Origin of the sequence: Alicyclobacillus herbarius DSM 13609, assembly GCF_000430585.1 — a bacterium.
In the GTDB taxonomy this organism is placed as follows: domain Bacteria; phylum Bacillota; class Bacilli; order Alicyclobacillales; family Alicyclobacillaceae; genus Alicyclobacillus_G; species Alicyclobacillus_G herbarius.
The window spans coordinates 59,554-82,803 of record NZ_AUMH01000007.1 but is presented as its reverse complement, the minus strand read 5'-3'; the positions used below and the strand labels follow the sequence as shown (position 1 = coordinate 82,803).

Below are 23,250 nucleotides of genomic sequence, written 5' to 3'. Positions count from 1 at the left end.
CTGGCCAAACGCCATGGTCACGCACGCTTTGCCTCCTGATGAATGACGCGGCCCGCTGCCAGCGTCAGGGTTGGCCACCCGGCCACTTTCCACCCGGCGAACGGGGTGTTTCGGCCTTTGGAATAAAACCGTTTCGGCTCAATGGGCCGTTCCGTTTGTAAATCCACCGCCACCAGGTCCGCCGGCCCCCCCACGCGAATCACGCCGCCTTTCAGTCCGAACGCCTGCGCCGGGACGGTGGACATCCGCTCCACCAATTGCGCCAGACTCATCATTCCGGTGCGTACCAGATGGGTGTACAAGAGGGGGAAGACCGTCTCAATCCCCACCATGCCAAACGGGGCCTCTGCAATCGGAAGCGCCTTTTCCGCGGCGGTATGCGGAGCATGGTCGGTCGCCACCATGTCCAACGTCCCATCGAGGAAGGCAGCCAAACACGCCTGGCGATCCCGCTCGCTTTGCAGCGGGGGATTCACCTTGAACACCGCGTCATTGCAGTCGATGATCTCGTCACTCAGCAACAGGTGGTGGGGCGTCACCTCCGCGGTCACCCGCACGCCCCGTTCCTTGGCAAAGCGAACCAGCGCCACGGCGGTCTCAACACTGACGTGACAGATGTGCAAACGGGCCCCTGTCTCCTCCGCCAGGAGGATGTCCCGAGCAATCATCGCGGCCTCGGAAGCAGCTGGAATGCCTTTCAAACCGAGCCGTCCGGCCGCCCCGGGAGCCAATACACCGCCCTCGGACAAACTCTCATCTTCCGCGTGAATGGCGATGGGTAAATGGGCCTCTGCCGCACGGCGCAGGGCCTCGCGCATCCGCCCGCCGTGCTGAACGCCGCGTCCGTCGTCCGACAAGGCCACGGCTCCGGCCGCTTTGAGGGCGGCGAAATCGGTCAACTCATGGCCGGCTTGGCCCACTGTGATGCACCCCATCGGCAGCACTTGGGCCGCCCCGGCCGCCTGCGCCTGCCTCCGGACGAACGAGATCCGTTCCGGGGTGTCCAGGGGCGGCTTGGTGTTCGGCATGCAAAGGATTTGGCTAAAACCTCCTGCGGCCGCCGCCCGCGCCCCCGTCGCGATGGTCTCCTTGTCTTCAAAACCCGGTTCACGTAGGTGCACATGAACATCGATGAACCCGGGCAAGAGGACCTCTCCCCGCAGTGTAATCACCCGGTCCGCCTCCGGAAGCTCCTTCCCGAGGGCAAGAACGCTTCCCGTCTCGTCGTCGACCAGGACACTGGCTTCGGTCAACGATCCGTCCACCAAGTCCAACAGTTGTCCGCCGTCGATGCGTGTCTTCATGCGTGCACCTCCGAAAACCCGAAGGATGGAGATTCGAAATCGAGGGCCGTCGGTTCGACTTCCATCCCTGCCTCATCCTGCGCAAAGTTCGGTAGCCACTCATCGAGCAAAGCCATGCGCAGATACATGCCGTTTTCCACCTGCCGAAAGTATGCCGCGCGCGGGTCTTTGTCGATTTCCGGGCTAAGTTCGTCCACGCGCGGCAACGGGTGCAAAATGCGCGCCGTCGGCTTCAAATCTGCCAAATGGTCGACGCCGAGGCGGTAGTCGGCCGCCTGGCTGGCCTCTCGCTCATCAATCAAACGCTCCCGCTGGACTCGGGTTTGGTAGATCACGTCCGCGTCCTGCAGGGCTTCCCGTACGTCGCGGACGCGCTCTACAGGCAGCCCGTATTCCTTCAGCTGGGCAGCCAATCCAATCGGCAGGCCGAGCGAATCCGGATGGCAAACCCGCACTTTCACCTCTTCAAACAGGGACAGCAAAGGGAGCAGGGAGTGCACGGTGCGGCCGTATTTCAGGTCCCCCAGCAAGGTAACCGTAAGCCCGTCGACGCTACCGCATTCGCGCCACATGGTGTAAACATCCAAAAGCGCCTGGGTTGGGTGTTCGCCAGAACCGGACCCCGCGTTGATGACCGGAACGGGACTGTACGGGGCGGCCTCAGCAATCGCGTGCTCTTCGTGGTGGCGAATGACGATGGCATCGGCATAACTCCCCACGACCCGAAACACGTCCGTCAACCGCTCTCCCTTTTTGGCCGACGAGTTTTCCCGCGCGTTCTCCGATGAGACCACCCGGGCTCCTAGCCGTACGGCGGCCGCCTCAAAGGACATGCGCGTACGTGTGCTCGGCTCGTAGAACAGCGTCGCAACCACCGCGCCTTGGTGCCGCGCCATCAGCTCCAGCCTCGGGAGGCCTCGCAGCCACTCGGCCCGCCGGAACCACCGTTCGACATCCTTTCTCACGAACGAGTTCGCGGTGAGGAGATGTCTCATCGGTGAGCCCCTCCCGCATCGCTCGACGACGGGGTGGCCCGACAAATCCAAACCCCTTCTTCCTCATCGACTTCCGTGAATTGCACTGTAATCTCTTCGTCTCGCGCGGTTGGCACGTTTTTGCCGACAAAGTCAGGCCGAATCGGCAGCTCCCGATGTCCCCGGTCGACCAGCGTGGCCAGCTGCACCATCCGCGCGCGTCCCACCAGCATCAGGGCGTCCAGTGCGGCGCGCACGGTCCTTCCGGTGTACAACACGTCGTCCACCAAGACCACCACTTTTCCGCGTACCCCTTGCGCCGGCAGTTCCGGTTTCTCGGGTCTAGCCAAAAGGTCGACATCGTCGCGGTACGGACGCGGGTTGAGCGCGTATACCGGAGGCCGTACGCCTTCAATGTCCAAAAGTCGATCCGCAATTCGCTCAGCCAGCGGCACCCCCCGCGTCTCGATGCCGACAATCACGACATTGTCTAAGCCTCGGTTACGCTCAAGAATCTCGTGCGCCATCCGCGTGATGGATCTGCGCATCGCAGCCGCATCCATGATTTGCGTCTTTCTCTGCAATTCGACTAGCCACCTTTCGCGCCTTCGGAGTACACAAAAAGACTGCTCCCCAGATTTTGGAAAGCAGTCGTCAGGTTACGTCATCCAACCGTGTTTGCCATAGGCTATCCAGGAATAAGCCATCGAGTAAGCCTTAGGCCGCTCTTGGGTATGCCACAGGCCCTCCATACCCAAAGGGTTGGATTGACAGTATGCCGTTGTGCGACCCCTTTCCAACCTCACGGGATTGGATTAAAGGCAGTTCCAATTGCTAAAACCATAACAAGATGGCACCGCAAAGTCAAGAGCCCGCGCATCACCAGATCCCGGCTGCCAATCCGTCGAGGAGCCGCTTTATGTCCTCCGGCAGCGGACTTGTAAAACGCAGTTCTTCGCCGCTGCGCGGGTGGATGAAACCAAGTTCCTGTGCGTGTAGCGCCTGTCCCTCTATGGGCAGCGTATGACGCGGACCGTAGACCGGATCGCCCGCCAGGGGGTGCCCAATGTAGGCCATGTGGACCCGAATCTGGTGGGTACGACCCGTCGCAAGGCGCAGTTGCAGATACGAATAACGGTCAAACCGGCGCAAGACCCAGAAATCCGTCACCGCCGGCTTGCCCCCGCCAGTGACCGCCATCCGCTGGCGATTTCGCGGGTCGCGACCGATGGGGGCCTCGATGCGGCCTTCATCATGCGGAACTGCGCCGTGAACAATCGCGGTATAGACGCGGTGGGTGGTGTGTTCCCGCAACTGTTCGGTTAAGCGGTGATAGGCAAGGTCCGTCTTCGCAAACATGATGAGTCCCGATGTATCCTTGTCGATGCGATGCACCACGCCGGGCCGCATAGCGCCCCCCAGCGGTGACAGAGGGGTATGGCGGGCAATCAAGGCATTGACCAGGGTTCCACGCAGGTGACCGGGAGCCGGGTGAACGACCACTCCCCGTGGCTTATCCACCACCAGGACGTCCTCGTCCTCGTATACCACAGTCAGGTCCATCTCGTCACCCACCAGCTCAATCGGGTCGGAAGCGGGTACGGATAGGTCAAAAACTTGCCCAGGTTCAATCGCGTCGCTGGCTCGCACCTTGCCCCCTTGTTTCTGCACATACCCGGCGCGTATCCAGGCCTGAACCTGACTGCGAGAGACCGGATAATCAAGTTCCTGAAGTCGATCCGTCAGCCAGCGGTCAAGGCGCAGACCTGAATCGATCTCCTCTGTGACCAGTTGTTCATGAATGGCGTCCAGAATCCTCACCCTCCGCCGACCATTCTTCCTTGGCTCGGTCGGCTCGCAGCATGCTCCACAAAATCAGGACAATGCCTGCGTCAATGCAGACATCGGCAAAGTTAAATACCGGAAAGTTAATGACCTTCAGGTACACGTAATCGACGACCGACCCGCTGACCACCCTGTCCACCAGGTTTCCCAGCGCGCCGCCCATCAACAGCCCCAAACCTACCGCCAAGAGACGGTGCGGTCGATGACGGAGTTGTACATAAATGACCACCGCAATGACCAGTACGGCGACCAGCCAAAACAACCACTGCGCGTGCGGGAAAATGCTGAACGCCCCGCCCGGATTTCGTATGTATTGGATGTATACCCAGTCCCCGAGCACCGGAAATCCTTCGCCCAGCTGCAGATGCGTACGCACGTCCCATTTCAAGCCTTGATCGACGATGAGTGCAGCCAGGGCAGTCAGATAGATCCACATGGAATGTCGACACCTCGCTCTTTGCCCAGTCTACCACAAAGCGGCTGGCGCATCCGCACCGATTGCGTGCTACTGCATAGGTTGGAGCGTTCGGAAAAGGAGGGTTCCATCATTGCTTAATGCTCAGCAGCTGGATGTCCAACACTTGGCGTTTGCGAATCTTTTGGCTTACCCGATCCCTGAACCGGTTTCGGTACCCGATGCGGGGCGGACAATGGTCATCGATAAGGGCATGGGGCCGAGCGAACTGGACGATTGGTTGACCATGGTCGATGCGCATGTGCACTGGGTAAAGCTGGGGTTTGGCAGCGCCCGGTTATACCGGGAAAGCGTCCTTCGCGAGAAGATTGCTATCTGTCGCCGCCACGGCGTGGAGCTGTATTTGGGTGGAACATTAACGGAAATCGCCATCCAACAAGGGCGTTTCGATGCGTATCTCGCATATATTCGTAAGCTTGGCATAGGCACAGTGGAAATTTCTGAGGGGACGTTTCCCCTTACCCCCGCATTGCGGCGGCACTTGATTGAACGAGCCGCGCTTACCCACCAGGTCCTGACCGAGGTAGGGAACAAGTTTGCCCCCATCGGCAGCGCCGAGGAAACCGCCCGGCAAGTTGCGAGTGACCTAGCCGCAGGGGCCCGTTATGTCATTTTGGAAGGACGAGAGAGTGGACGAGGGGCTGGCCTCTATGATAGGCAAGGGGAGCTCGATGAAGCCTGGTTTCACTCCTTTGTGTGCACCCTCGACCCCGCCTCTCTCCGCGCTGTGATTTGGGAAGCCCCCCTGAAATCACAGCAGCTGTGGCTCCTGAACCATTTTGGCAGCGTCGTCAACCTCGGCAACATCCCCCCCGAGGAGGCGCTCGCGGTGGCCGCGCTGCGGCATGGACTACGGGCGGATCGGCTCATTCAGGTGCTGGAACAGGCCATCCCCGGCCGCTGACGTTGTACATGATTAGGGCAGCTGGTCCCGGTATTGTTTGTCGGAGATGGCGTCCGCCGGATCCACAATGCCCTCATTATCCTCCAGACCAAACATTTCGTAATCGTACTGGTACTCGGGGCGTTCATTGTAGCGGGCTACCGCCTGCCAGGAATCCTCCCCGTCAAACTCCACCACGTCCGTCCCGTCGAAGTTCGAGCGCTTAAACGCGGGCTTCAAAAAGTCTTCTTCGACGGGCCACCCCAGCGGGGGGTGTTCTTGCTCGTCACGGTGTTTGCAGTCAACACAGAGCAGCGCGGTCGGATACGCCTGCAGCCGCTCCCGGGGAATGGGTTGTGCGCAGTGCTGACAGACCCCGTAGCGGCCTGTGGCTATCGCCTCCAAGGCGCGGTCTATCTCCTGAAGACGAATGCGATCCCGATCGCGTAAGGCGATGTCCTTGCCGCGTTCAAACAGTTCGCTGCCAATGTCTGCCGGGTGGTTGTCGTACACAGATAGTTCGCTGAGCGAGTCGCCCATGGGCGCATTCATCCCGTAATCGCCGCTCTCCTCGAAACGCGCCTTGATGCGCGCCCGTTCCTCCTCCAGCTGTCTTCGGATGTCGGACCAGTCCATATGTTCACCACCTCGATACTTTGTACGCTGGTGTGCGTAGATGGTTCTGGAAAATATGTGCCACTCATCCTTGCTGTCCCATCATGCAGGCGCCTCCTTGCGCCCTTTTAGTCTGGGAGTCGGTAAGGACGGCCATACGTGGCGAGAATGGCAATTTCGTTCAAAAGAATGTCAATCTATCGACCGAAAACCCGAGGTATGATGATAAGAGACGCGAGGAATGGGGAGAGGCTGTTTGCGCAGACATCGATTGCATGCAATTGCACTCATTCTGATGTGGATTGGCGGTATTGAACTCGTGGCCGGCTTCCTCGCGAAAGTCTGGTTTGAAGTGACGGTTCAGTGGACCCCTGTCTTCTTCCTGGCTTTATTGGTTGGGATTGTACTTTACGTGATCTCAAGGGTCTTGTGACTTGGGAATGGGATGAAAAAGGGGCTGAACGAAGCTTGCGGAGAAAGGCCGCAGCGCTGCCAGAGCGCTGTGGCCTTTTCCTCACATCGATTCGGCTTTGGTTTCGCCAAAGTCGCGCGCGTTCAGTTCAGTGTCGAATTGGTCCCAGTCGCCCGACTCGAGCATTTCCAGCTGGGCTTGAATCAAAGACCGGAAACGGGCTCGAAAAATCGCCGCATACTTCTGAACCTCTTCGACTTCCAACGCAATCTTACGCGATTTGTTCAACGCCTCGCTCACGATGCGGTCTGCGTTCTTTTCCGCTTCTTTTATAATCAGCTGCGCTTCTTTACGGGCGTTTGCCTTCACTTCCTCAGCGGTCTCTTGAGCGACCAAAATGGATTTGCTGAGGCTTTCTTCGATGTTGGTAAAGTGTTGCAGACGTTCGTTCAGTTCGGCAATACGCTCTTCCAGTTCCTTGTTCTGACGAAGGAGCGCTTCGTAATCCTGCATAACGCGTTCCAGAAAATCATCCACTTCATCTTCATCATAACCCCGAAACGAACGGCTAAATTCCTTGTTATGAATATCCAACGGGGAAAGGGGCATCAAAATCCCTCCACTCGACACGTTTTGGCAATCGCACCATGATTTCGACCAAGCCGCGTCCACTTATTTCGACACGCAGCCCATAACTCCTGCCTTTACGATTTGAGAATCCCGAGGAGCCAACGTTCGCGCCCCCGCTGCGTGGAACCATCCTGTTCACCTACGGCAATGCGCCCGAAGCTACGGACGGACAGAATATCTCCCTGGGCCACCTCCTCATCCGGCTTGTCCATCTGGGAGAAGTTCAGGCTTACCAATCCGCGTTCCACCCATTCCTTTGCCTTGCCCCTTGGCCACCGGCACGCCGCAGCCACGACTGCGTCGACTCGCGGCGAGGCCAGGCTGAACCATTGCCACTGATACTTTGGCGCATCCCACACCAAATCTGTGGGGGACTGGGCGGTGACAGTGAGCGCCTCGCGGCCGGCCGTGTGCCAGTATGACAGGATGTAGTCCAAAATGTCGGCATCCACGATTACCTGAGCCCGACCGTGCGCAACGCCAACGTCACCGACCTTGCGCCGGTCAATCCCTAAACCCAATAGCGCCCCTAAAACCTGTCCATGACGAAGATTGCCTGCCGCTTTGGCGACGACCGCCTCCAGCCGAAAATCGGCCGCCTCCGTGACCCACCACTCCGGCGCCAATAAGGCACGCTGCCGCTCCGCATCCGGATAGCCTCCTGAACAATGCACGGTTACCCCAACCGATGCAGCCACGGACTGTATCAGGTACTGTTCCCGCGGGGAGAGAAAGTCAGTGAGCACCGGCTGCTGAGTACGCTCCACTCGATGGGCAAGGTCCAACCAGCGGCGTACAATCGGTCGCTCATCCGCTCGCACCCAACTGGACCAGTCTTTCTCCCTCATGTCAGCGGCAGCCTCCACAAAATCCCCATCACCAAGTTTTCCAACAGGAAATACACAATAATCGCGACGAGGAACGATAAATCGAGACGAATCCCCCCAAACGGCAGCGAGGGAATCATGCGTCGAAAGATATTGAGATACGGTTCCGTCAATCGAGTGAGCAGACGGCCGACAGGGGTTTCGGATAAATCCGGAATCCACGTCATGAGAGCCGCAGCAATGAGTAGATACCCATAGATCTCAAGCAAGATATAAATCACGTTGAGTATGTATGTCCACATTCGCTAGCCTTCACTCCCGCTCCTTGGGTACCCCAACCAGACGGCGCCCAATGCGCACCATGGTAGCCCCCTCCTCAACGGCAATCACAAAATCATTCGACATACCCATGGAGAGCTCCTGCAGTTGCGCCTCCGGGTATCGCACTTGGGCCTCCGTCAACAATTCGCGTAGGCAACGGAAGACAGGACGCGCATCCTCCGGGTTCTCAAAATGCGGGGCGATGGTCATCAGCCCCCGAACAGAAAGGTTTGATAACGGCAGCACTTGCTCCAAAAACGACCAGAGTTCACTCGGGGAAATCCCGGCCTTGCTGGCCTCGCCGGACACATTCACCTGGATGAGAACCTGGATGCGCTTGTTCAGCATACGGGCCCGCTTGTCCAATTCGGTCGCTAGCGAAAGCGAGTCCAGCGAATGAACCCAGGCGAAGTGGGGGACAACGTACTTGACCTTATTGGTCTGCAGGCGTCCGATGAAGTGCCAGACGATGTCTTGACCGTAATCGACGGTCACCTTATCCTTTGCTTGTTGCCAGCGGTTTTCCCCACATTCATAGACACCACTCTCGACCAATCGGCGCACCGCCGTCGCATCGACTGCTTTCGTCACGGCTATGAGCCGGACATCGGCCGAGGTCCGTCCCCGCCTTACACAGGCCTCTTCAATCTCCGCTCGAACTTGCGCTAAGCGCTCCGGCAATTCGGTCACATCAGACCCTCCCAATGGCGTAGGCCTCCTCGTTCTGAGCAGACAGGCGCACAATTCCTAAAAGACGACCCGTATGCCCACCGTCGGCTCGGTGGGAAAACAGCACGTCGTTATGGCATGAAGTGCAGACACCAACGTCCTCGATGTATTCTGGACACATCCCTGCCCGCACGAAATCCTGGCGAATACAGGACGCCAAGCTGACCAGGAACTTCCCTGGACGGCAAGGACGCGGAAAAACATGTCGAGGCCCGAAACGATCCGCCAGTTGACTCGCCACGGCTTCCGAGACTTCATAGCAACAGCTGCGAATCGAAGGCCCCAAAACCGCCCGGATGTCACGAATGTTAGACCCGTAATCCATCACCATAACCTCAAGCACGTTCTGGACGATGCCGAGGACGGTACCCCGCCACCCCGAATGGGCTGCCCCCACCACGCGGCGGACGGGATCGAAAAAAAGCACGGGTACACAGTCGGCGGTGACCACCGCTACGGCAACCCCTTCCACGTCGGTGACTAAAGCGTCACTCGCGGCGAATGGCCTGCGTTTATCCGCCGGAAGCCGTCGCCATGACTCGTCTACCCGGGCCACCCGATTCCCATGCACTTGGTCCGCCCAGGCGATGTCTTCCACGGGCACAGCGAACTTACGAGCGACAATCCGCCGATTGTGAGCCACAGCCGTGACATCGTCACCGACGTGACTGGCGACGTTGAGCGAGTCAAACGGCGGCTTGCTGACTCCGCCTAGGCGAAAGGAAAAGGCCGCCTGCGCGCCCATCCGATGCCACCGGTCTTGTTCCAGCCAAATGGGTGTCCCTTGACCTCCCGACCAGTTTGTGAACAATCCGTACACCCTCCCAACTACCGCCATTGTACCACGGGGGCGGCGTCTTTTGCGGAGGTCAATATCCCCCGGTCCCTCGTTTTCCGGACTGGGGCGGAAGATAGTATGTGTTTTCGTTAGGCGGGCGCAGGTCGACCAAAATCACGTCCGAACCGATTTTCACAATCTGATTCCAAGCCACTACGTAATCCTGTCCACTGCCAACCATACCAAAAAAGCGGGCCTCCCCAGGAATAATCACCGCACGAATCAACCCGCTTTCAATGTCGATATCGAGGTCGCCGATGGTGCCCAAGCGTTTGCCGTCCCCAATATTGACGACATCCTTCGCCTGCAGGTCGGAAATTCGCATTTTACGCTCCCGCCTTTCCGTCCACCTACCAACCCACAGAACCACACGAATCGTGTCCCTTTCGTATGTGTATGCTTGAGAGCTTGGGAAATACGTTGGAAAAGCCCCAAAAATGAGGTGCGCCGCCCGGTCTGACAGCAGGCGGCGGAAGGGACTCCAGAGTCATCATGAAGGAGGCCGGCCCCGTTCATATCCAGTTGTCTGGACAAGCGCTCTAAGCCTGAACGTGCTTATGCATGCGCTGTATCGCCGCTTTTTCGAGGCGTGATACTTGTGCCTGAGAGATGCCAATCTCTTCGGCCACTTCCATTTGCGTCTTCCCTTCAAAGAAGCGCATGGAGAGAATTTTCTTCTCTCGGTCACTTAACTTCCGCATCGCCTCACGGATGGCAATCCCTTCGACCCAGTTGGAGTCCAGGTTTTTTTCGTCGTGAATCTGGTCCATGACATAGATGGGATCGCCGCCATCATTGTAGATGGGTTCGAACATGGAGACGGGGTCCTGAATCGCGTCCAGGGCAAACACCACATCTTCCTTGGGTACGTTCATGACCTCCGCAATCTCCATAATCGTCGGCTCACGAAGTTTTTGGTTCGTCAACTGATCTCGTACTTGTAAGGCTTTATAGGCGATATCGCGAAGGGAACGACTGACACGAATGGGATTGTTGTCTCGGAGATAACGGCGAATCTCGCCGATAATCATCGGCACCGCATACGTAGAAAAACGTACATTCTGGGACAAGTCAAAGTTATCAATGGCTTTCATGAGGCCGATGCAGCCTACCTGAAACAGGTCATCCACATACTCCCCGCGGTTGTTAAAGCGCTGAATCACCGAGAGAACGAGCCGCAGATTTCCGTTCACCAACTTTTCCCGGGCTGACCACTCCCCATTTTGCAAGCGCACGAATAACTCCCGCATCTCGGTGTTCTTCAGAACAGGAAGCTCCGATGTGTTTACTCCGCAGATTTCCACCTTGGTCCGCTTCATGCTGTTCTGTCCCCCCACATCCATGACGACCACTGCGTCAACAGTATTTCCGGGGGTCTCCAAGTTATGCAGCCGCTTCCCAAACCCGACCGTTTGGTCGAAGTTGCGGCATGGAGCGAGGATGCAGAACCAAAATGCGCGGATGACGAGCCAATCGGGGACGGCCCTATCGGCGCGGACTTACATCATGCGGTTGAATTCCTGCTGCAGGCGCTTGATGATCCGCTTCTCGAGCCGAGAAATGTATGACTGCGAGATGCCGAGTAAATCGGCCACGTCCTTTTGTGTCATTTCCCTTCCGCCCTGCAGGCCAAAACGGAGCTCCATGATTTTCCGTTCGCGTTCCGACAATTTTGCCAGCGCGTCGTATAAAAGCTCCCGGTCCACCTCTTCCTCCAGATTCCGATAAATGGTGTCTGCATCGGTTCCCAAAACATCAGACAGGAGGAGTTCATTCCCGTCCCAGTCCACGTTCAGCGGTTCATCAAAGGAGACCTCAGTGCGGACCTTGTTATTCCGGCGAAGAAACATCAAGATTTCGTTCTCAATGCAGCGGGACGCATATGTGGCCAATTTAATCTTTTTTTCAGGGTCAAATGTGTTGACCGCTTTAATCAGCCCAATAGTGCCGATGGAAACGAGGTCCTCAATGTTTACACCGGTATTCTCAAATTTGCGTGCAATATAGACGACGAGTCGCAAATTGCGCTCGATGAGCATCGAACGGACCGCTTGATCCCCCTCCGGCAGCCGATTCAGCAGATACTCCTCTTCGTCGCGCGTGAGCGGAGGGGGTAACGCCTCGCTGCCGCCCACATAGTAGATCTCCTCATAACCGCCGGCCAACAGAGCCCGGATGCGAATCCACCACAGGCGCATCCGCATTCGCCATCCGATTCGAATCTTTGCGGGTAGTCGGGAATACATCAAAACCGTCAGCCTCCGTTATCACAGCTGTGTGTAAGATCACCTGGAATTCGCGGTCGGACGACAACTCTCCGGGATGCAAAGCAACCAAACAATCGCGGCCCGCATGCCATTCACCGCGCATTTGCAGTTCAATGGCATCGGGACGAAAGGCCACGGCGAGCTCAGCGCTGCCGCCGGCGCCGCGAAACGGGACCAGTGTGAAGCGACCGCGCCAATCGCCGTCGGTTACAGCCTCAAGGGCATAGATGAGGTCCCGCCCCTCGTGAACCGCACACCGCAACTCGCTCGGCAGCAAATCGACGCAAGCCTTGCCTTCGACCAGACACACCGGTTTTCGCGAGACCGGATCGCGGAGGCGATTGCCGGTATCGACAAGCCCAACCAGGGTCACCGAACGCCCACCTACGCCGAGACGCACCGGCACGAATAACTGTCCCTGATGACGAGCCATTTGAATTCGATAGACCCCGTAGCGAACGACGAACCCGGCCAAAGGAATGGCCACCAGCAGAGCCAAACTGCGCAGACTGGCGGCAAACACCACGCGGCTGCCTGTGACCTCTGCACCGGCCAGTGTCGTGCCTGGGATGGCGTAGTGGAGCGCCAGGGCTGCACCAGCAAAGACAAACGACACAAAGTAAAACATGACCCCTACCCGCAGACATTCCAACCAACGACGGCAAGGAACGGCCGCGACAACCATGAGCAGAGACACGACAGCCTTGCCCGGCCAAGATGTCAACAGTGCAAGCCGCGGAAAAAACAACAGCACCGAGTACATCGCGCCGAGTAAGGCCCCTGCAGCAATCCGCTTCGGCCGTAAGGGACGCCGGCTCAGCCAAGCTGTCACCACCAGGAGCACGCCGTCCATCACGAAGTTGATTAGCCAAACCACATCGAGATATACGACGGGCATGGCATCACCCCAGCCGAAGTTTGCCCACAGTATAGTACATATCTATTACAAACCCTGTCGGAACTTGACTGCGAAATCGAAGAAGTTTTGTAGAATGAGCCATGACAAAGGCAAAGTAGGCCTTGGTTTTGGAGAGAGGGGTTTCACTAGGTCGAAAGATGGAAAGAAAGGGTGCGGCGCCGGGGCAACCCCGGCGGTCCGCAATCGGCTCATTGCCTGTTTATCGTTCTCGTTCCCGTTCCCGTTCCCGATCGCGCCGAAAACGCTCTTCGCGACGCCGGATAAACGCCGGGACATCCCACGCGTTGGACGGTACATTGGCCTGCGTGAAGTTATCGGCAACCGAGGTCCGGATGCGCGTCGCCGCAACCCCGGCAGCAGAACCAGTCGCGCCTGTTTCTGCTGTGTTCGGCTTCGCTTCAAATCCGGTGGCAATCACGGTGACCACGATACTATCTTGCAGGTCCGGGTTGATGTTCGCGCCAAAGATCATGTTGACTTCCGGATCGACCGCAGCCGATACGATGTCGGCCGCTTCGTTGACTTCCCACAGGCTCAGGTTTTCACTGCCGGAGACATGCATCAAAACCCCGCGTGCACCGTCAATCGAGGTTTCCAGAAGCGGACTGGAAATGGCCATCTTCGCGGCCTCCGTGGCCCGATTTTCGCCCGAGGCTGTGCCGATGCCCATCAAGGCAGACCCGCGCTCGGTCATGATGGCCTTGACGTCTGCGAAGTCGACGTTGATGAGACCGGGCACGGCAATCAAATCCGAAATTCCCGAGACACCCTGGCGTAAGACGTTGTCCGCCTCTTTAAACGCCTCGGTGACCGGCGTATTCCGATCGACAATTTCCAACAGGCGGTCATTGGGAATGACGATGAGGGTATCGACCTTTTCCTTCAGATTGGCGATGCCCATCTCCGCCTGGGTCATTCGGCGTTTTTGTTCAAACCGGAATGGCTTGGTCACCACACCGACCGTCAACGCCCCAAGCTCCTTCGAGATCTCCGCAATGATAGGAGCCGCCCCAGTGCCGGTTCCCCCCCCCATACCTGCCGTAACAAACACCATGTCCGCACCCTGCAATACGTTGGCTAGCGCTTCCCGGCTTTCCTCCGCCGCCTTCTTGCCGATTTCCGGATTGGCACCGGCACCCAGACCACGGGTCACCTTCTCCCCGATTTGGATGCGCGTCTCTGCCTTGGACAACCGTAGCGCTTGCGCGTCGGTGTTTACGACAATAAACTCGACCCCGGCAATCCCGGAATCAATCATCCGATTGACCGCGTTGCATCCCCCGCCGCCGACTCCGACAACCTTAATCCGCGCGAGAGAATCCACTTCCAAATCAAATTCTAACATTGTTGTTCCTCCTTGCCTCACATGCCCGTGGTTTACGAGGTTGTCCGGAAAGGGGCCACCCAGGGCTATCGCCGGCCTATACGGTCGCCACTGGCGACCAGGCCCCACTGCCAATCAGGCCCCTGGGGCTCTCAGTCGTCTAACCCCCTTGCCGAACGTGCACTTCAAACGAAGTCCCGGAACCAATCACGAACCCTGGCAAACAATCCGCCGCTTCTTGCAGTCCGCACGTGGGTGGCCGGTTCGACGACCGTGCTGCGTGCACTGGTGCGCAGTGCGTAGGCGATGATGCCCACACCGTTGATAAACGAGGGATCACGAACGCCGAGGAACTCGGGTACTGCGACGCGCACCGGGGCATCGAGTTCCTCGCTCGCCAGTTCCGCAATGCCTGGGATAGCGGCGACCCCCCCATGCAACACGTAACCACTGGTTAAATCACGCCCGTAGCCCATTTTCTCTACTTCTTTTCGAACCAGCGAGAAAATCTCCTGCAGCCGAGGCTCAATGATGGTCATCAAGTCATACTGGTTATACTCGGTTTCCTGGTTGCTGCCAATCCGAGGCACCTTGAACCACTCGCCATCGCCACCGCCAATGGCGGATTCGGTCGCCCGTCCGTATTGAATCTTGGCCTGCTCCGCCGCAGTCGTGTGCGTGCGCAGACCGATGGCGATGTCATGGGTGACGTAGTCGCCCCCCATCGGGATGATGCTGGTTGCCGCCAGGCCGCCATTGTCGAAAATCGACACCGAGGTCGCCCCGGCCCCCATATCGACCAAGGCGACGCCCAGATTCCGTTCATCCGCAGACAGGGCCACATGCCCAGCGGCCATGGGAAGCAGCACGAGGTTGGCAACCTCAATACCCGCCTTTTCCACGCAGCGAACCACATTGTGGATGGCCGTGCGGCTCCCCGTGATCAGGTAGGCCTCCGCCTCTAAGCGGACACCGAGCATCCCTCGTGGGTCCGCAATTCCACCCAGGCCATCCACGATGAACTCCTTGGCCACGACGTCGATGATTTCGCGTTCAGGAGGCAATGCCACGACTCGAGACTGGGCCAGAACCCGTTCAATGTCCTCTTCCCCGATTTCCCGGTCGGGTGAAGAGACGGCGACCACGCCGTGGCTGGTTTGGAGTTGAATGTGATTCCCGAAGACGCCCACATACGCGGAGGTAATATGTACCCCTACCATCCGTTCCGCGTGGTCGACCGCCTCACGAATCGATTCCACAGTCAAATCTATATCCACAATGGACCCGTGGCGAATCCCTTCGCCAGGCGCGGATCCAACACCGATTACATTGATGGTGTTTCCCGTCTGCTCACCGATGATGGCACGGACCTTCGAAGTGCCAATATCGAGACTGACGATGTAATCCCCTTTTGCCAATGCGCGTGGCACCTCCCGAAGACAACTACGCCGCGTTACACAAAATATCCTTTGTCTAATTCCACAGGAACGTCAACATTCCTCTCTTCGACAAAAGTTTTTCTGCCTCGATAAAGACTTTTTCGCACGCTGCAACGGGCCTGTCCATCCTTGCGGCGCATAGATTAGGCGCGCGGTTTTTCCGCCAACCCTTTATGCCGGCGCTCACCCATTTTGTTGAACGCCAAACGGCGAATGAGGGCGATGTTCTGAAACAGTCGCACGCCGAACGCCACGACCGCCGCGAGGTACAAGTCAACCCCCAATTGGTTGCCAATGTAAGCAAGGATCACAGCCACCAGCGTGTTAAAGAAAAACCCGGTCAAAAAGACAAAACTGTCAAACGTCTTCTCAAGACTAGCGCGAACGCCGCCCATCACGGTGTCCAGCGCGGCCAAAATGGCGATTGACAGGTAACTGGTGAAGGCCACGGGGATGGTGAAGTTGATCGCGTACCCGATGGCTACACCGACAATCAAACCAATGATGGGCAGCCAGAACACTATTGCGTCGCCTCCTTCGCATACCGTCCAGGTAGGACATCGTGGTAGCCAGGGACGGTCAACTCCGACATGCTCTCCACTTCGAAATCCTCGCCAATCTCGTTAAAATTCTGCTGGAACCCATTGGCGGTCAACACGGCTTTCATCGCACTGACATCGCCAATCGCCTTGATGACGTACGGCGGCGCCACCGAATGACCATTGACTTGCAGCACCGGGTTTTGCGCATCCCCCACATCGCGCAGCGAAGACGTCCCGACGAATCGATAGCCATTGATGCTGATTGCCGTGGCACCTTGCGCAAAGAGGTAGTTGATCACCGGCGTCAAGTTGAGCTGGGGATCGAACACCGTATGGGGATCATAGCCTGGCAGCGTGGGATCCGCCTGAACCGTGATGATAATCCCGGGACCCGTTACGGGCGTGATGCCCGCAGCCGCCTCGAGCTGTGCAGCATCCTTCTCGAGCGCTTTTTTCCGGTCCGTATAGCTCGATCCGGAGGTCTCAAAGGTCAAGAGCTGCTTTTCGGCCTTTTCAATCTGCTGTAGGAGAAGTTTGTGCTCTTGGTTCTGCTCCAAGAGTTCCTCCTGTAAATCCAGCGATGAACTGGAGGTGTTGGCTGTGCCGGAAGTCGCGTTCGAGCGAGCGGTGATTTGTAGCGACAGCATCAACCCTATCAACGTGGAAACCACGGTCAACGATGCAACGAATCCAGGTCGTTTCATCGGCCTCTCCCCTCCCTCAATGCTGTTGACCGCTCTCGGTGTTTTGTACGCCTTGGCCAGACGGCGGGGCCGTCACCGCCGCAGTAAAGGCAGGCATGTGGATGTTTTGCTCGACCTTCACCGGAGAAACCTTGATGTCTTCCACGTTCCGCAATAAGTCCAACACCCCGCCTTGCATTTCCAAAGCCCCTTTGAGAACGGACGGATCGCCAATGGCCTGAATTTGAAAGGGAGCCACCAAGCGGTGGTTATTCACCATGATGACCGGCCCGATGCAGAAGATGCCGGACGTGGCAACCACGCGGTAATTGTTGATGGAGACGGCCTCGGTGCCGGCGGTAAACAATTCGTTGATGACATAATTGACTTCCCAATCGTGGGTTGTATAGTCGGTCACACTGCCAACGCCGTTGTACTGCCCGTCCATCAAGGTTACGCTGACGCCGGGGCCCTCCACGGGGGTGGTTCCAGCCAGAATGCGATAGCGGGCCAGGTTCTGCTGGATGTCGGTCAACTCGGCGTCCGCCCCGGCCGACTCTTTTTCATAGTTAGCAATTTCGCCATTGAGGTTCTGCAGGCGCTTCAAGGCGTCCTTATTGACCCGTTCCATATTGGCGACCTTGTTGGCCAGATCCTTTTGCCGCTCATCTGTGTAACTGGCCGTCACATCGCTCACGCGCGCCATCATCATCTGCTTGTACTGCACGGTGACCATAAAGCCGAGCACAACCGCAACCACGGTCAGGGACAGCGAGAGCCTAGCCCGCGTATGGATCATCGGTGATTCCCCTTTTGTGCAGAATTTGCAAATGGAATGTACCGATACGGCGGTGGACCGGCCATGTCAATGACCCCTGGCGGGTACCCGCGTTTACGAAAATAAGCGGCTGCCGTCACTACGTCCGGCATGCGCTGAGCCAGTTCGCTCGTCGGCACATCGGCTTCAAAACCGTCGTTAAGGAAAACCGATGCGGTGCCATACGCGTCAATCTGGATTTGTGACACGGAAGCCACCTGGCGATCGGACAGCTTGGCGATTTGCTGACAGGCTTGAACGACGAAGGAGTTCCCAATCCGCTGCCCCAGATTGACCTGGGTGTGTTTCGTGGTAGAGAGAATAGGATGAGGAAAACCATCGCTGGCGGAGACGCGCTTGAACACCGTGCCATCTGCCAGTAGGGTATAAAACTGGTGAGCCGATTGAAAAATGGCGACGATATGTTTCTGTCGCAGGGTCAAAGTCACCGTGCCGTGCGTGTAGTCCGTCTTGACCTGAACCGATTCAATCGTCGGCTCCTGCCGCTTCAAGGATTCCGCCACAGCCGACGGATTGACCTGCCATAAACTCATGCCGGGCTGTACCGACGCTTCGGACTTGACTCGATTCGCCGGAACATCGGTGTTTCCTTCAATTTCCACGTACCGAACGCGGGTCAGTGGCGATTCCAGAAAGACAACGACACCCACGAACGCGAAGAAACAAGCGATTAGGATCCGGTTGCGCACGCGGCGCCGCTGTCGTAAGTCCGCCTGCGGCCGTTCCGAAAGTCGCGAGTTCAAGCTTGTCCCTCCGCACGTTGGATTCTCTTGACATTATACCATCTTGTGAATCACTTCCGGATGAAAAAAACGCATCGGGCGCTCTCCATTATTATCCACCCGATGCGCAGATCATTACGGCAGGACGACACGCTCCACAGCCGCGCCCAGGTCGCGCAGATACACCTCAAGCTGCTGGTACCCGCGATCAATATGTTGGCACCCTTCCACCCGAGTTTCACCGTCCGCCATCAACCCGGCTATCACCAGGGCAGCGCCGCCCCGCAAATCACTGGCCTCAACTACGGCTCCCGATAAGCGGGGGACCCCGCGCACTACTGCCGCACGCAAATCGACCGTGATATCGGCACCCATACGCGCCAATTCATCGGCGTGTTTAAAACGAGCCTCAAAAATGTCCTCCTTGACTACGCTGATACCTTGTGCGGTGGTCAAAAAAGCGGTGAGCGGAGCCTGCAGGTCGGTCGGGAATCCGGGATACGGAGCGGTCCGTACGTTCACACCTCGATAATCCCGTCCGGGCAACACCACAATCCGATCCGGTTCCACCCGCATCTCAACTCCGGCCTCGCGCAATTTACTGATGACCGCTCCCAGGTGGCGCGACTCCACGTCCAGTAGTTCCACTTCTCCGCCGGTGGCTGCCGCCGCAATCAACATCGTCCCGGCCACGATGCGATCCGGAATCACCCGATACCCGCATCCCTGCAGGTGGTGAACTCCCTCCACGAGGATGGTGCCTCCACCCGCCCCCTCAATGCGGGCCCCAGAGCGGTTGAGGAAACGCGCCAGGTCCACCACTTCGGGTTCCCGCGCGACATTTTCCAACACGGTTTGCCCGTCGCTGAGAACCGCGGCCATGATGAGGTTTTCCGTCGCACCCACACTAGGAAAATCGAGCGTGATGGTGGTTCCCATGAGGCGATTGCAGGTGCAGCGGATAAATCCGTGTTGTTCCTCAATCGTCACCCCCAGCATCCGGATGCCCCGCAAATGGTAATCAATCGGACGCTGTCCAATGACGCAGCCGCCCGGCTTTGAGATGGTCACTTCACCAAAGCGGGCCAACAGCGGCCCCATAAGGAAAATCGAGCTGCGCATCTGCCGCATCAGATGAAGCGGCACCTCTGTTGACCGAATACCGCGGGAGTCCACAATCAGCGTATCCCCCCGTCTCTCCACGTGCGCCCCGAGATGGCCGAGGATTTCACACATCACCCGTACATCCTGTAGGTCGGGTACACCTTGAATTTCACACGTGCCCTCTACCATCACCGTAGCTGCCAAAATCGGCAAGGCTGCGTTCTTTGCTCCATAGATTCGCGTCTGTCCAGAGAGGGGGCGGCCGCCGTGGATCTCCAGAGCTTCCACACCCATCACCTCCCTGAGGCGGGATCTCCGATGACTCTCACCTCAGTCTCGAGCGTGATTCCGTATTTGGCTCGTACGGTTTCCTGGGCGTGGCGCATGAGCCAAAGCACATCCTCTGCGTTGGCGTGGCCGAGATTCACGATGAAATTCGCGTGTTTTTCGCTGATTTGTGCATCGCCGCGGCGTAGACCTTTCAGACCTGCGGCTTCAATCAACCGCGCCGCAAACGTACCAGGCGGATTGCGAAAGACCGAGCCGCAGTTGGGCATCGACAAAGGCTGGGTGCTCGCGCGGCGCTTCGACCACTCCCGCACCTTCGCCTTCAGCTCGTCCCCGTTTCCCGGCTCCAGTCGAAAACAAGCGCTGATCACGACCGCTGGCCAATCCTTCAGGATACTGTAGCGGTAATCAAAGCGCAGATCGGCGTTGGATAACCGGTGCAGGGTCCCGTCGGGGGTTATTACATCGGCCCATTCCAAGACATCCCGGACCTCGCCGCCATGCGCCCCTGCATCCATCATGACCGCTCCACCGACCGTTCCAGGAATACCCGTTGCAAATTCGAGCCCACGTAGATTGTTGCGAATGGCGACATTGGCCAGCGAGACAAAGGAACGGCCCGCCTGAGCCACTACGCGCGTACCCAGGACGCAAAGATCTGACATCCGCCCCCCCATTTTCAACACCAGCCCACGCACGCCGCCGTCTAAAACCAACAGGTTTGAACCGCGGCCGATGACCGTCCACGGCATGCCCAGCCGTTCGGCCACCAAGAGCGCACCGCGGACTTCCTCCACGCTGTCGGGGACGACCAAAACATCCGCAGGGCCACCGATTCGCCAGGTTGTGTGTACGGAGAGTGGCGCGTTGTATTCTACATTTCTTACGTGATAGCGTTCAAACCAGGATTCCAGTTCGGTGCGTTTCATATCGTCCCCCCAACAAGTTTCGCGCCAGGCTCTTGCCTGTGCCCAGGTCCGTACCGCATCTTATGGCGCCGCTGAGTCATTGGTGCAAACGCCCCCGTCCCTGTACGTCCATAACCAAGCCATACAGGTCTTCGACGGCGCGGGGTGTGGCCAAGCGTCTGGCGTTCTCGCGCAAGGTCAATCCGGCTCCCTGTTCCAGGATCTTGGCCACTTCCTCCCCCAGCCTTCCCGCACTCAGTTCCGACTCGCGCACCATGACCGCTGCTCCCCGCTCGACTAAGCGCATGGCGTTTTCCTCTTGGTGATTGGCGGTCACGTAAGGGGACGGGATAAGGATAGAGGCCAACCCTAAAGCGCAAATTTCCGCCAACGTAGCGCCGCCCGCGCGCGTCACCACGACATCCGCCTGCGGGAGCAAAGAAGGCATATCGTCGATGAAGGGAAACAAACGGACATTCGAGGGCAAATTCGGGATACTTGCCATGACCGAGTCATAATGGGCCTCCCCCGTTACATAAAACAACTGCCAATCGGGCCGGGCATGAAAGCTGGGAATCCAATCCACCATCACCCGATTGACCGTCTCCGCCCCCCGACTGCCGGCGTAGACCACAATCAATTTGCGCTTCGCATCCACACCGTATTTGTCTCGGGCATGACGCAGGTCGTCCGACGAAACCTTCACCACTTCACTCGCGCGCGGGTTGCCCGTGAAAACCACCTTGCGAGCCTTCGTAAACCATTTGCGGCTGTCGGCAAACGAGATGGCGACCGCGTCCGCCTTGCGCGCGCACAACAAATTCGTCAATCCCGGGCGGGCGTTGGCCTCCCAAATCACGCTTGGGATGCCGAGCCGATGGGCCGCAAATACCACGGGCAGCGTCACATAGCCGCCGGTGCCGACCACCACGTCCGGATCAAACGTGCGCAGCCTCCGCAAGGCCTGCCGATACCCGCGATACGTGATGAAAAATGTGCGCAGGGTTTCGGGCAAAGCTTTCGGGTTGAGCTGTCGTTTTAAACCGGCCGCCTCGACGGTCGCGAAAGGCAGCCCAGCCCGTGTCACAATCCCTTTTTCCAGGCCCCGCTCGCTGCCTAGATACAGAAGTTTGGCACCAGGATGTCTTTTTTCGATATAACGCCAAAGGGCGAGACCCGGTAGGATATGCCCACCGGTGCCTCCCCCTGTAATGACAATCCGCATGCCCGTCTTCACTCCTTAGCTGCCTGCCATGGGTCACCCAGGTGCTGCCGAAGACTGGCTGGAAATGTTGAGTAAGATGCCAATCCCGGCAAGCATCAACGTCAGGGAGGACCCCCCGTAACTGATGAGGGGCAGTGTAATTCCTGTCGCTGGAATGGAACCGGTGACCACCCCAATGTTAATCAACACTTGCACCGCAATCATACCGGTGATGCCCGTGGCAAGCAACGCCCCGAACCTATCCGGGGCGTAAAAGGCGACGCGAAAACCGCGCCAAATCAGGACCGCAAACAGCAGTAGCACACAAGTTGCCCCGAGAAACCCCAATTCTTCCCCGATGATGGAGAAGATAAAGTCCGTCTGTGGTTCTGGGAGATACAAAAACTTTTGTCGGCTGTTACCAAGTCCCAGTCCCAACATGCCTCCAGAACCAAGGGCGTATAAGGACTGGATGATTTGATAGCCTTTCCCTTGCGGATCCTGCCAAGGGTCCAAAAACGCGATGATCCGGTTGATTCGGTACGGGGCCATGGCGACCAAGCCGGCGAATCCGGCCAAACCGAGCCCGAACAAGACCCCGAGGTGGCTCACGCGGGCCCCGGCGGCAAAGAGTAGAATCACGGTGGTTCCGATGATGACCACGCTCTGTCCCAGATCCGGCTCGAGCATGATGAGACCCACGGCAAGCATGGCCATGGCGAGAGGCGGAACAAACCCGCGCCAAAAGGAATGCATGCGTTCTTCTGCGTCCGTGAGACCGTGAGCGAGAAACAAGATTAAAGCCAATTTGGCAAACTCGGACGGCTGAATGCCGAAAGACCCAATTCCCAGCCAGGCTTGGGACCCGTTGCGGCTTTGCCCAAACGGCAGGACAACCACCAGGAGAACGAAACTGACGACGGCGATGGCCGGAGACAAGCGGCGCCAGTTGTGATAATCGTATCCGGACAAAAACAGCATCAGCGCGACCCCCACTGCAGCCCATAACATTTGCCGCTTGGTAAAGTAGAATGGGTCGCCAAACCGCTCCACCGACACCACGGAACTGGCACTATGAACCATGGTCACGCCGAGCAGGAGCAGACAGAGGGTGACTGCGACAATGACCACGTCCATTTTGCTTCGCGCCTGCAGCAAG

27 protein-coding genes are annotated in these 23,250 nt (G+C 58.0%); 2 read left to right on the top strand and 25 right to left on the bottom strand.

What is annotated here, in order from left to right:
- Positions 1–17 precede the first annotated feature (17 nt).
- The 5 genes from H522_RS0106385 to lspA form a co-directional block, all read right to left on the bottom strand.
- Positions 18–1,304 carry a dihydroorotase gene (locus tag H522_RS0106385; RefSeq protein WP_026961684.1) on the bottom strand — a complete coding sequence of 429 codons (1,287 nt, stop codon included), beginning with the start codon at positions 1,302–1,304 and terminating at the stop codon, positions 18–20.
- Positions 1,301–2,299, bottom strand: a complete 999-nt coding sequence (gene pyrB / locus H522_RS17955) for an aspartate carbamoyltransferase (RefSeq protein WP_081411931.1) — start codon at positions 2,297–2,299, stop codon at positions 1,301–1,303. The genes H522_RS0106385 and pyrB overlap by 4 nt, the downstream gene beginning before the upstream one ends.
- Positions 2,296–2,862: a bifunctional pyr operon transcriptional regulator/uracil phosphoribosyltransferase PyrR gene (pyrR, locus tag H522_RS17950; RefSeq protein WP_051343969.1), complete on the bottom strand. Its 567-nt coding sequence runs from the start codon at positions 2,860–2,862 to the stop codon at positions 2,296–2,298. The genes pyrB and pyrR overlap by 4 nt, the downstream gene beginning before the upstream one ends.
- 295 nt (positions 2,863–3,157) lie before the next feature.
- Positions 3,158–4,093 carry an RluA family pseudouridine synthase gene (locus tag H522_RS0106370; RefSeq protein WP_425387006.1) on the bottom strand — a complete coding sequence of 312 codons (936 nt, stop codon included), beginning with the start codon at positions 4,091–4,093 and terminating at the stop codon, positions 3,158–3,160.
- The gene (lspA, locus tag H522_RS0106365; protein ID WP_026961682.1) at positions 4,074–4,559 is read right to left on the bottom strand and encodes a signal peptidase II; all 486 of its coding nucleotides are present in this window, start codon (positions 4,557–4,559) and stop codon (positions 4,074–4,076) included. Before lspA ends, H522_RS0106370 begins: the two co-directional genes overlap by 20 nt.
- A 112-nt stretch (positions 4,560–4,671) precedes the next feature.
- Between lspA and H522_RS0106360 the strand changes: the two genes are divergently transcribed.
- Complete coding sequence (locus tag H522_RS0106360) at positions 4,672–5,502, top strand: phosphosulfolactate synthase (protein ID WP_051343968.1); 831 nt, start codon at positions 4,672–4,674, stop codon at positions 5,500–5,502.
- Between the two features lie 12 nt (positions 5,503–5,514).
- Here H522_RS0106360 and H522_RS17945 read toward each other — a convergent pair whose 3' ends face one another.
- Complete coding sequence (locus tag H522_RS17945) at positions 5,515–6,117, bottom strand: TraR/DksA C4-type zinc finger protein (RefSeq protein WP_035452918.1); 603 nt, start codon at positions 6,115–6,117, stop codon at positions 5,515–5,517.
- 235 nt (positions 6,118–6,352) lie between these two features.
- Here H522_RS17945 and H522_RS21440 point away from each other — a divergent pair, with 235 nt between their 5' ends.
- Positions 6,353–6,529 (top strand): hypothetical protein, encoded by a 177-nt coding sequence (locus tag H522_RS21440; RefSeq protein ID WP_155836229.1) that lies wholly within the window; start codon positions 6,353–6,355, stop codon positions 6,527–6,529.
- 81 nt (positions 6,530–6,610) lie between these two features.
- Here the strand turns inward: H522_RS21440 and H522_RS0106345 are convergent, their stop codons facing one another.
- The 19 genes from H522_RS0106345 to spoVE all read right to left on the bottom strand — a co-directional run bounded on the left by H522_RS0106345 (position 6,611) and on the right by spoVE (position 23,228).
- Positions 6,611–7,117, bottom strand: a complete 507-nt coding sequence (locus H522_RS0106345) for a DivIVA domain-containing protein (RefSeq protein WP_026961680.1) — start codon at positions 7,115–7,117, stop codon at positions 6,611–6,613.
- 95 nt (positions 7,118–7,212) lie between these two features.
- Positions 7,213–7,986 carry a YlmH family RNA-binding protein gene (locus H522_RS0106340; RefSeq protein ID WP_026961679.1) on the bottom strand — a complete coding sequence of 258 codons (774 nt, stop codon included), beginning with the start codon at positions 7,984–7,986 and terminating at the stop codon, positions 7,213–7,215.
- Entirely contained in the window at positions 7,983–8,267 is a 285-nt protein-coding gene (locus tag H522_RS0106335) for a YggT family protein (protein WP_026961678.1), read from the bottom strand. The genes H522_RS0106340 and H522_RS0106335 overlap by 4 nt, the downstream gene beginning before the upstream one ends.
- Before the next feature lie 10 nt (positions 8,268–8,277).
- Positions 8,278–8,976, bottom strand: coding sequence for a YggS family pyridoxal phosphate-dependent enzyme (locus tag H522_RS0106330; RefSeq protein ID WP_051343967.1), 699 nt, complete (start codon positions 8,974–8,976; stop codon positions 8,278–8,280).
- A 1-nt stretch (position 8,977) separates the two neighbouring features.
- A complete protein-coding gene (pgeF, locus tag H522_RS17940) occupies positions 8,978–9,826 on the bottom strand; it encodes a peptidoglycan editing factor PgeF (protein ID WP_051343966.1) in 849 nt (282 codons plus the stop codon).
- 58 nt (positions 9,827–9,884) lie between these two features.
- Entirely contained in the window at positions 9,885–10,178 is a 294-nt protein-coding gene (locus tag H522_RS0106320) for a YlmC/YmxH family sporulation protein (RefSeq protein ID WP_026961676.1), read from the bottom strand.
- A gap of 214 nt (positions 10,179–10,392) precedes the next feature.
- Positions 10,393–11,172, bottom strand: a complete 780-nt coding sequence (gene sigG, locus H522_RS0106315) for an RNA polymerase sporulation sigma factor SigG (protein ID WP_026961675.1) — start codon at positions 11,170–11,172, stop codon at positions 10,393–10,395.
- A 180-nt stretch (positions 11,173–11,352) separates the two neighbouring features.
- Positions 11,353–12,057, bottom strand: coding sequence for an RNA polymerase sporulation sigma factor SigE (sigE, locus tag H522_RS0106310; RefSeq protein ID WP_425387004.1), 705 nt, complete (start codon positions 12,055–12,057; stop codon positions 11,353–11,355).
- Entirely contained in the window at positions 12,002–13,018 is a 1,017-nt protein-coding gene (gene spoIIGA / locus H522_RS0106305) for a sigma-E processing peptidase SpoIIGA (protein ID WP_035452880.1), read from the bottom strand. The genes sigE and spoIIGA overlap by 56 nt, the downstream gene beginning before the upstream one ends.
- Positions 13,019–13,238: 220 nt before the next feature.
- Positions 13,239–14,384, bottom strand: coding sequence for a cell division protein FtsZ (gene ftsZ / locus H522_RS0106300; RefSeq protein ID WP_026961672.1), 1,146 nt, complete (start codon positions 14,382–14,384; stop codon positions 13,239–13,241).
- A gap of 164 nt (positions 14,385–14,548) precedes the next feature.
- Positions 14,549–15,781, bottom strand: coding sequence for a cell division protein FtsA (gene ftsA / locus H522_RS0106295; protein ID WP_026961671.1), 1,233 nt, complete (start codon positions 15,779–15,781; stop codon positions 14,549–14,551).
- A 164-nt stretch (positions 15,782–15,945) separates the two neighbouring features.
- Positions 15,946–16,323, bottom strand: a complete 378-nt coding sequence (locus tag H522_RS0106290; protein ID WP_026961670.1) for a small basic family protein — start codon at positions 16,321–16,323, stop codon at positions 15,946–15,948.
- Positions 16,323–17,048: a DUF881 domain-containing protein gene (locus tag H522_RS0106285; protein WP_026961669.1), complete on the bottom strand. Its 726-nt coding sequence runs from the start codon at positions 17,046–17,048 to the stop codon at positions 16,323–16,325. Before H522_RS0106285 ends, H522_RS0106290 begins: the two co-directional genes overlap by 1 nt.
- A gap of 16 nt (positions 17,049–17,064) precedes the next feature.
- The gene (locus tag H522_RS17935) at positions 17,065–17,826 is read right to left on the bottom strand and encodes a DUF881 domain-containing protein (RefSeq protein ID WP_051343965.1); all 762 of its coding nucleotides are present in this window, start codon (positions 17,824–17,826) and stop codon (positions 17,065–17,067) included.
- Positions 17,823–18,608, bottom strand: coding sequence for a cell division protein FtsQ/DivIB (locus H522_RS0106275; RefSeq protein ID WP_026961668.1), 786 nt, complete (start codon positions 18,606–18,608; stop codon positions 17,823–17,825). The genes H522_RS17935 and H522_RS0106275 overlap by 4 nt, the downstream gene beginning before the upstream one ends.
- 114 nt (positions 18,609–18,722) lie before the next feature.
- The gene (murA, locus tag H522_RS0106270; RefSeq protein ID WP_342664386.1) at positions 18,723–19,985 is read right to left on the bottom strand and encodes a UDP-N-acetylglucosamine 1-carboxyvinyltransferase; all 1,263 of its coding nucleotides are present in this window, start codon (positions 19,983–19,985) and stop codon (positions 18,723–18,725) included.
- Positions 19,985–20,908, bottom strand: a complete 924-nt coding sequence (gene murB / locus H522_RS0106265) for a UDP-N-acetylmuramate dehydrogenase (protein ID WP_026961666.1) — start codon at positions 20,906–20,908, stop codon at positions 19,985–19,987. The genes murA and murB overlap by 1 nt, the downstream gene beginning before the upstream one ends.
- Before the next feature lie 76 nt (positions 20,909–20,984).
- Complete coding sequence (gene murG / locus H522_RS0106260) at positions 20,985–22,112, bottom strand: undecaprenyldiphospho-muramoylpentapeptide beta-N-acetylglucosaminyltransferase (RefSeq protein WP_026961665.1); 1,128 nt, start codon at positions 22,110–22,112, stop codon at positions 20,985–20,987.
- 33 nt (positions 22,113–22,145) lie between these two features.
- Positions 22,146–23,228: a stage V sporulation protein E gene (gene spoVE, locus H522_RS0106255; protein ID WP_051343981.1), complete on the bottom strand. Its 1,083-nt coding sequence runs from the start codon at positions 23,226–23,228 to the stop codon at positions 22,146–22,148.
- Positions 23,229–23,250 lie beyond the last annotated feature (22 nt).

Excerpts from the sequence above, each read along its gene's own strand:
- H522_RS0106320 (WP_026961676.1), bottom strand. The coding sequence starts at position 10,178 with ATGCGAATTTCCGACCTGCAGGCGAAGGATGTCGTCAATATTGGGGAC.
- spoVE (WP_051343981.1), bottom strand. The coding sequence starts at position 23,228 with ATGGACGTGGTCATTGTCGCAGTCACCCTCTGTCTGCTCCTGCTCGGC.
- lspA (WP_026961682.1), bottom strand. The coding sequence starts at position 4,559 with ATGTGGATCTATCTGACTGCCCTGGCTGCACTCATCGTCGATCAAGGC.
- H522_RS17945 (WP_035452918.1), bottom strand. The coding sequence starts at position 6,117 with ATGGACTGGTCCGACATCCGAAGACAGCTGGAGGAGGAACGGGCGCGC.
- sigG (WP_026961675.1), bottom strand. The coding sequence starts at position 11,172 with ATGAAGCGGACCAAGGTGGAAATCTGCGGAGTAAACACATCGGAGCTT.
- sigE (WP_425387004.1), bottom strand. The coding sequence starts at position 12,057 with ATGCGGATGCGCCTGTGGTGGATTCGCATCCGGGCTCTGTTGGCCGGC.
- spoIIGA (WP_035452880.1), bottom strand. The coding sequence starts at position 13,018 with ATGCCCGTCGTATATCTCGATGTGGTTTGGCTAATCAACTTCGTGATG.
- ftsZ (WP_026961672.1), bottom strand. The coding sequence starts at position 14,384 with ATGTTAGAATTTGATTTGGAAGTGGATTCTCTCGCGCGGATTAAGGTT.
- H522_RS17935 (WP_051343965.1), bottom strand. The coding sequence starts at position 17,826 with ATGATCCATACGCGGGCTAGGCTCTCGCTGTCCCTGACCGTGGTTGCG.
- H522_RS0106385 (WP_026961684.1), bottom strand. The coding sequence starts at position 1,304 with ATGAAGACACGCATCGACGGCGGACAACTGTTGGACTTGGTGGACGGA.
- murB (WP_026961666.1), bottom strand. The coding sequence starts at position 20,908 with ATGAAACGCACCGAACTGGAATCCTGGTTTGAACGCTATCACGTAAGA.
- H522_RS0106285 (WP_026961669.1), bottom strand. The coding sequence starts at position 17,048 with ATGAAACGACCTGGATTCGTTGCATCGTTGACCGTGGTTTCCACGTTG.
- murA (WP_342664386.1), bottom strand. The coding sequence starts at position 19,985 with ATGGGTGTGGAAGCTCTGGAGATCCACGGCGGCCGCCCCCTCTCTGGA.
- H522_RS0106335 (WP_026961678.1), bottom strand. The coding sequence starts at position 8,267 with ATGTGGACATACATACTCAACGTGATTTATATCTTGCTTGAGATCTAT.
- pyrB (WP_081411931.1), bottom strand. The coding sequence starts at position 2,299 with ATGAGACATCTCCTCACCGCGAACTCGTTCGTGAGAAAGGATGTCGAA.
- H522_RS0106345 (WP_026961680.1), bottom strand. The coding sequence starts at position 7,117 with ATGCCCCTTTCCCCGTTGGATATTCATAACAAGGAATTTAGCCGTTCG.
- H522_RS0106340 (WP_026961679.1), bottom strand. The coding sequence starts at position 7,986 with ATGAGGGAGAAAGACTGGTCCAGTTGGGTGCGAGCGGATGAGCGACCG.
- murG (WP_026961665.1), bottom strand. The coding sequence starts at position 22,112 with ATGCGGATTGTCATTACAGGGGGAGGCACCGGTGGGCATATCCTACCG.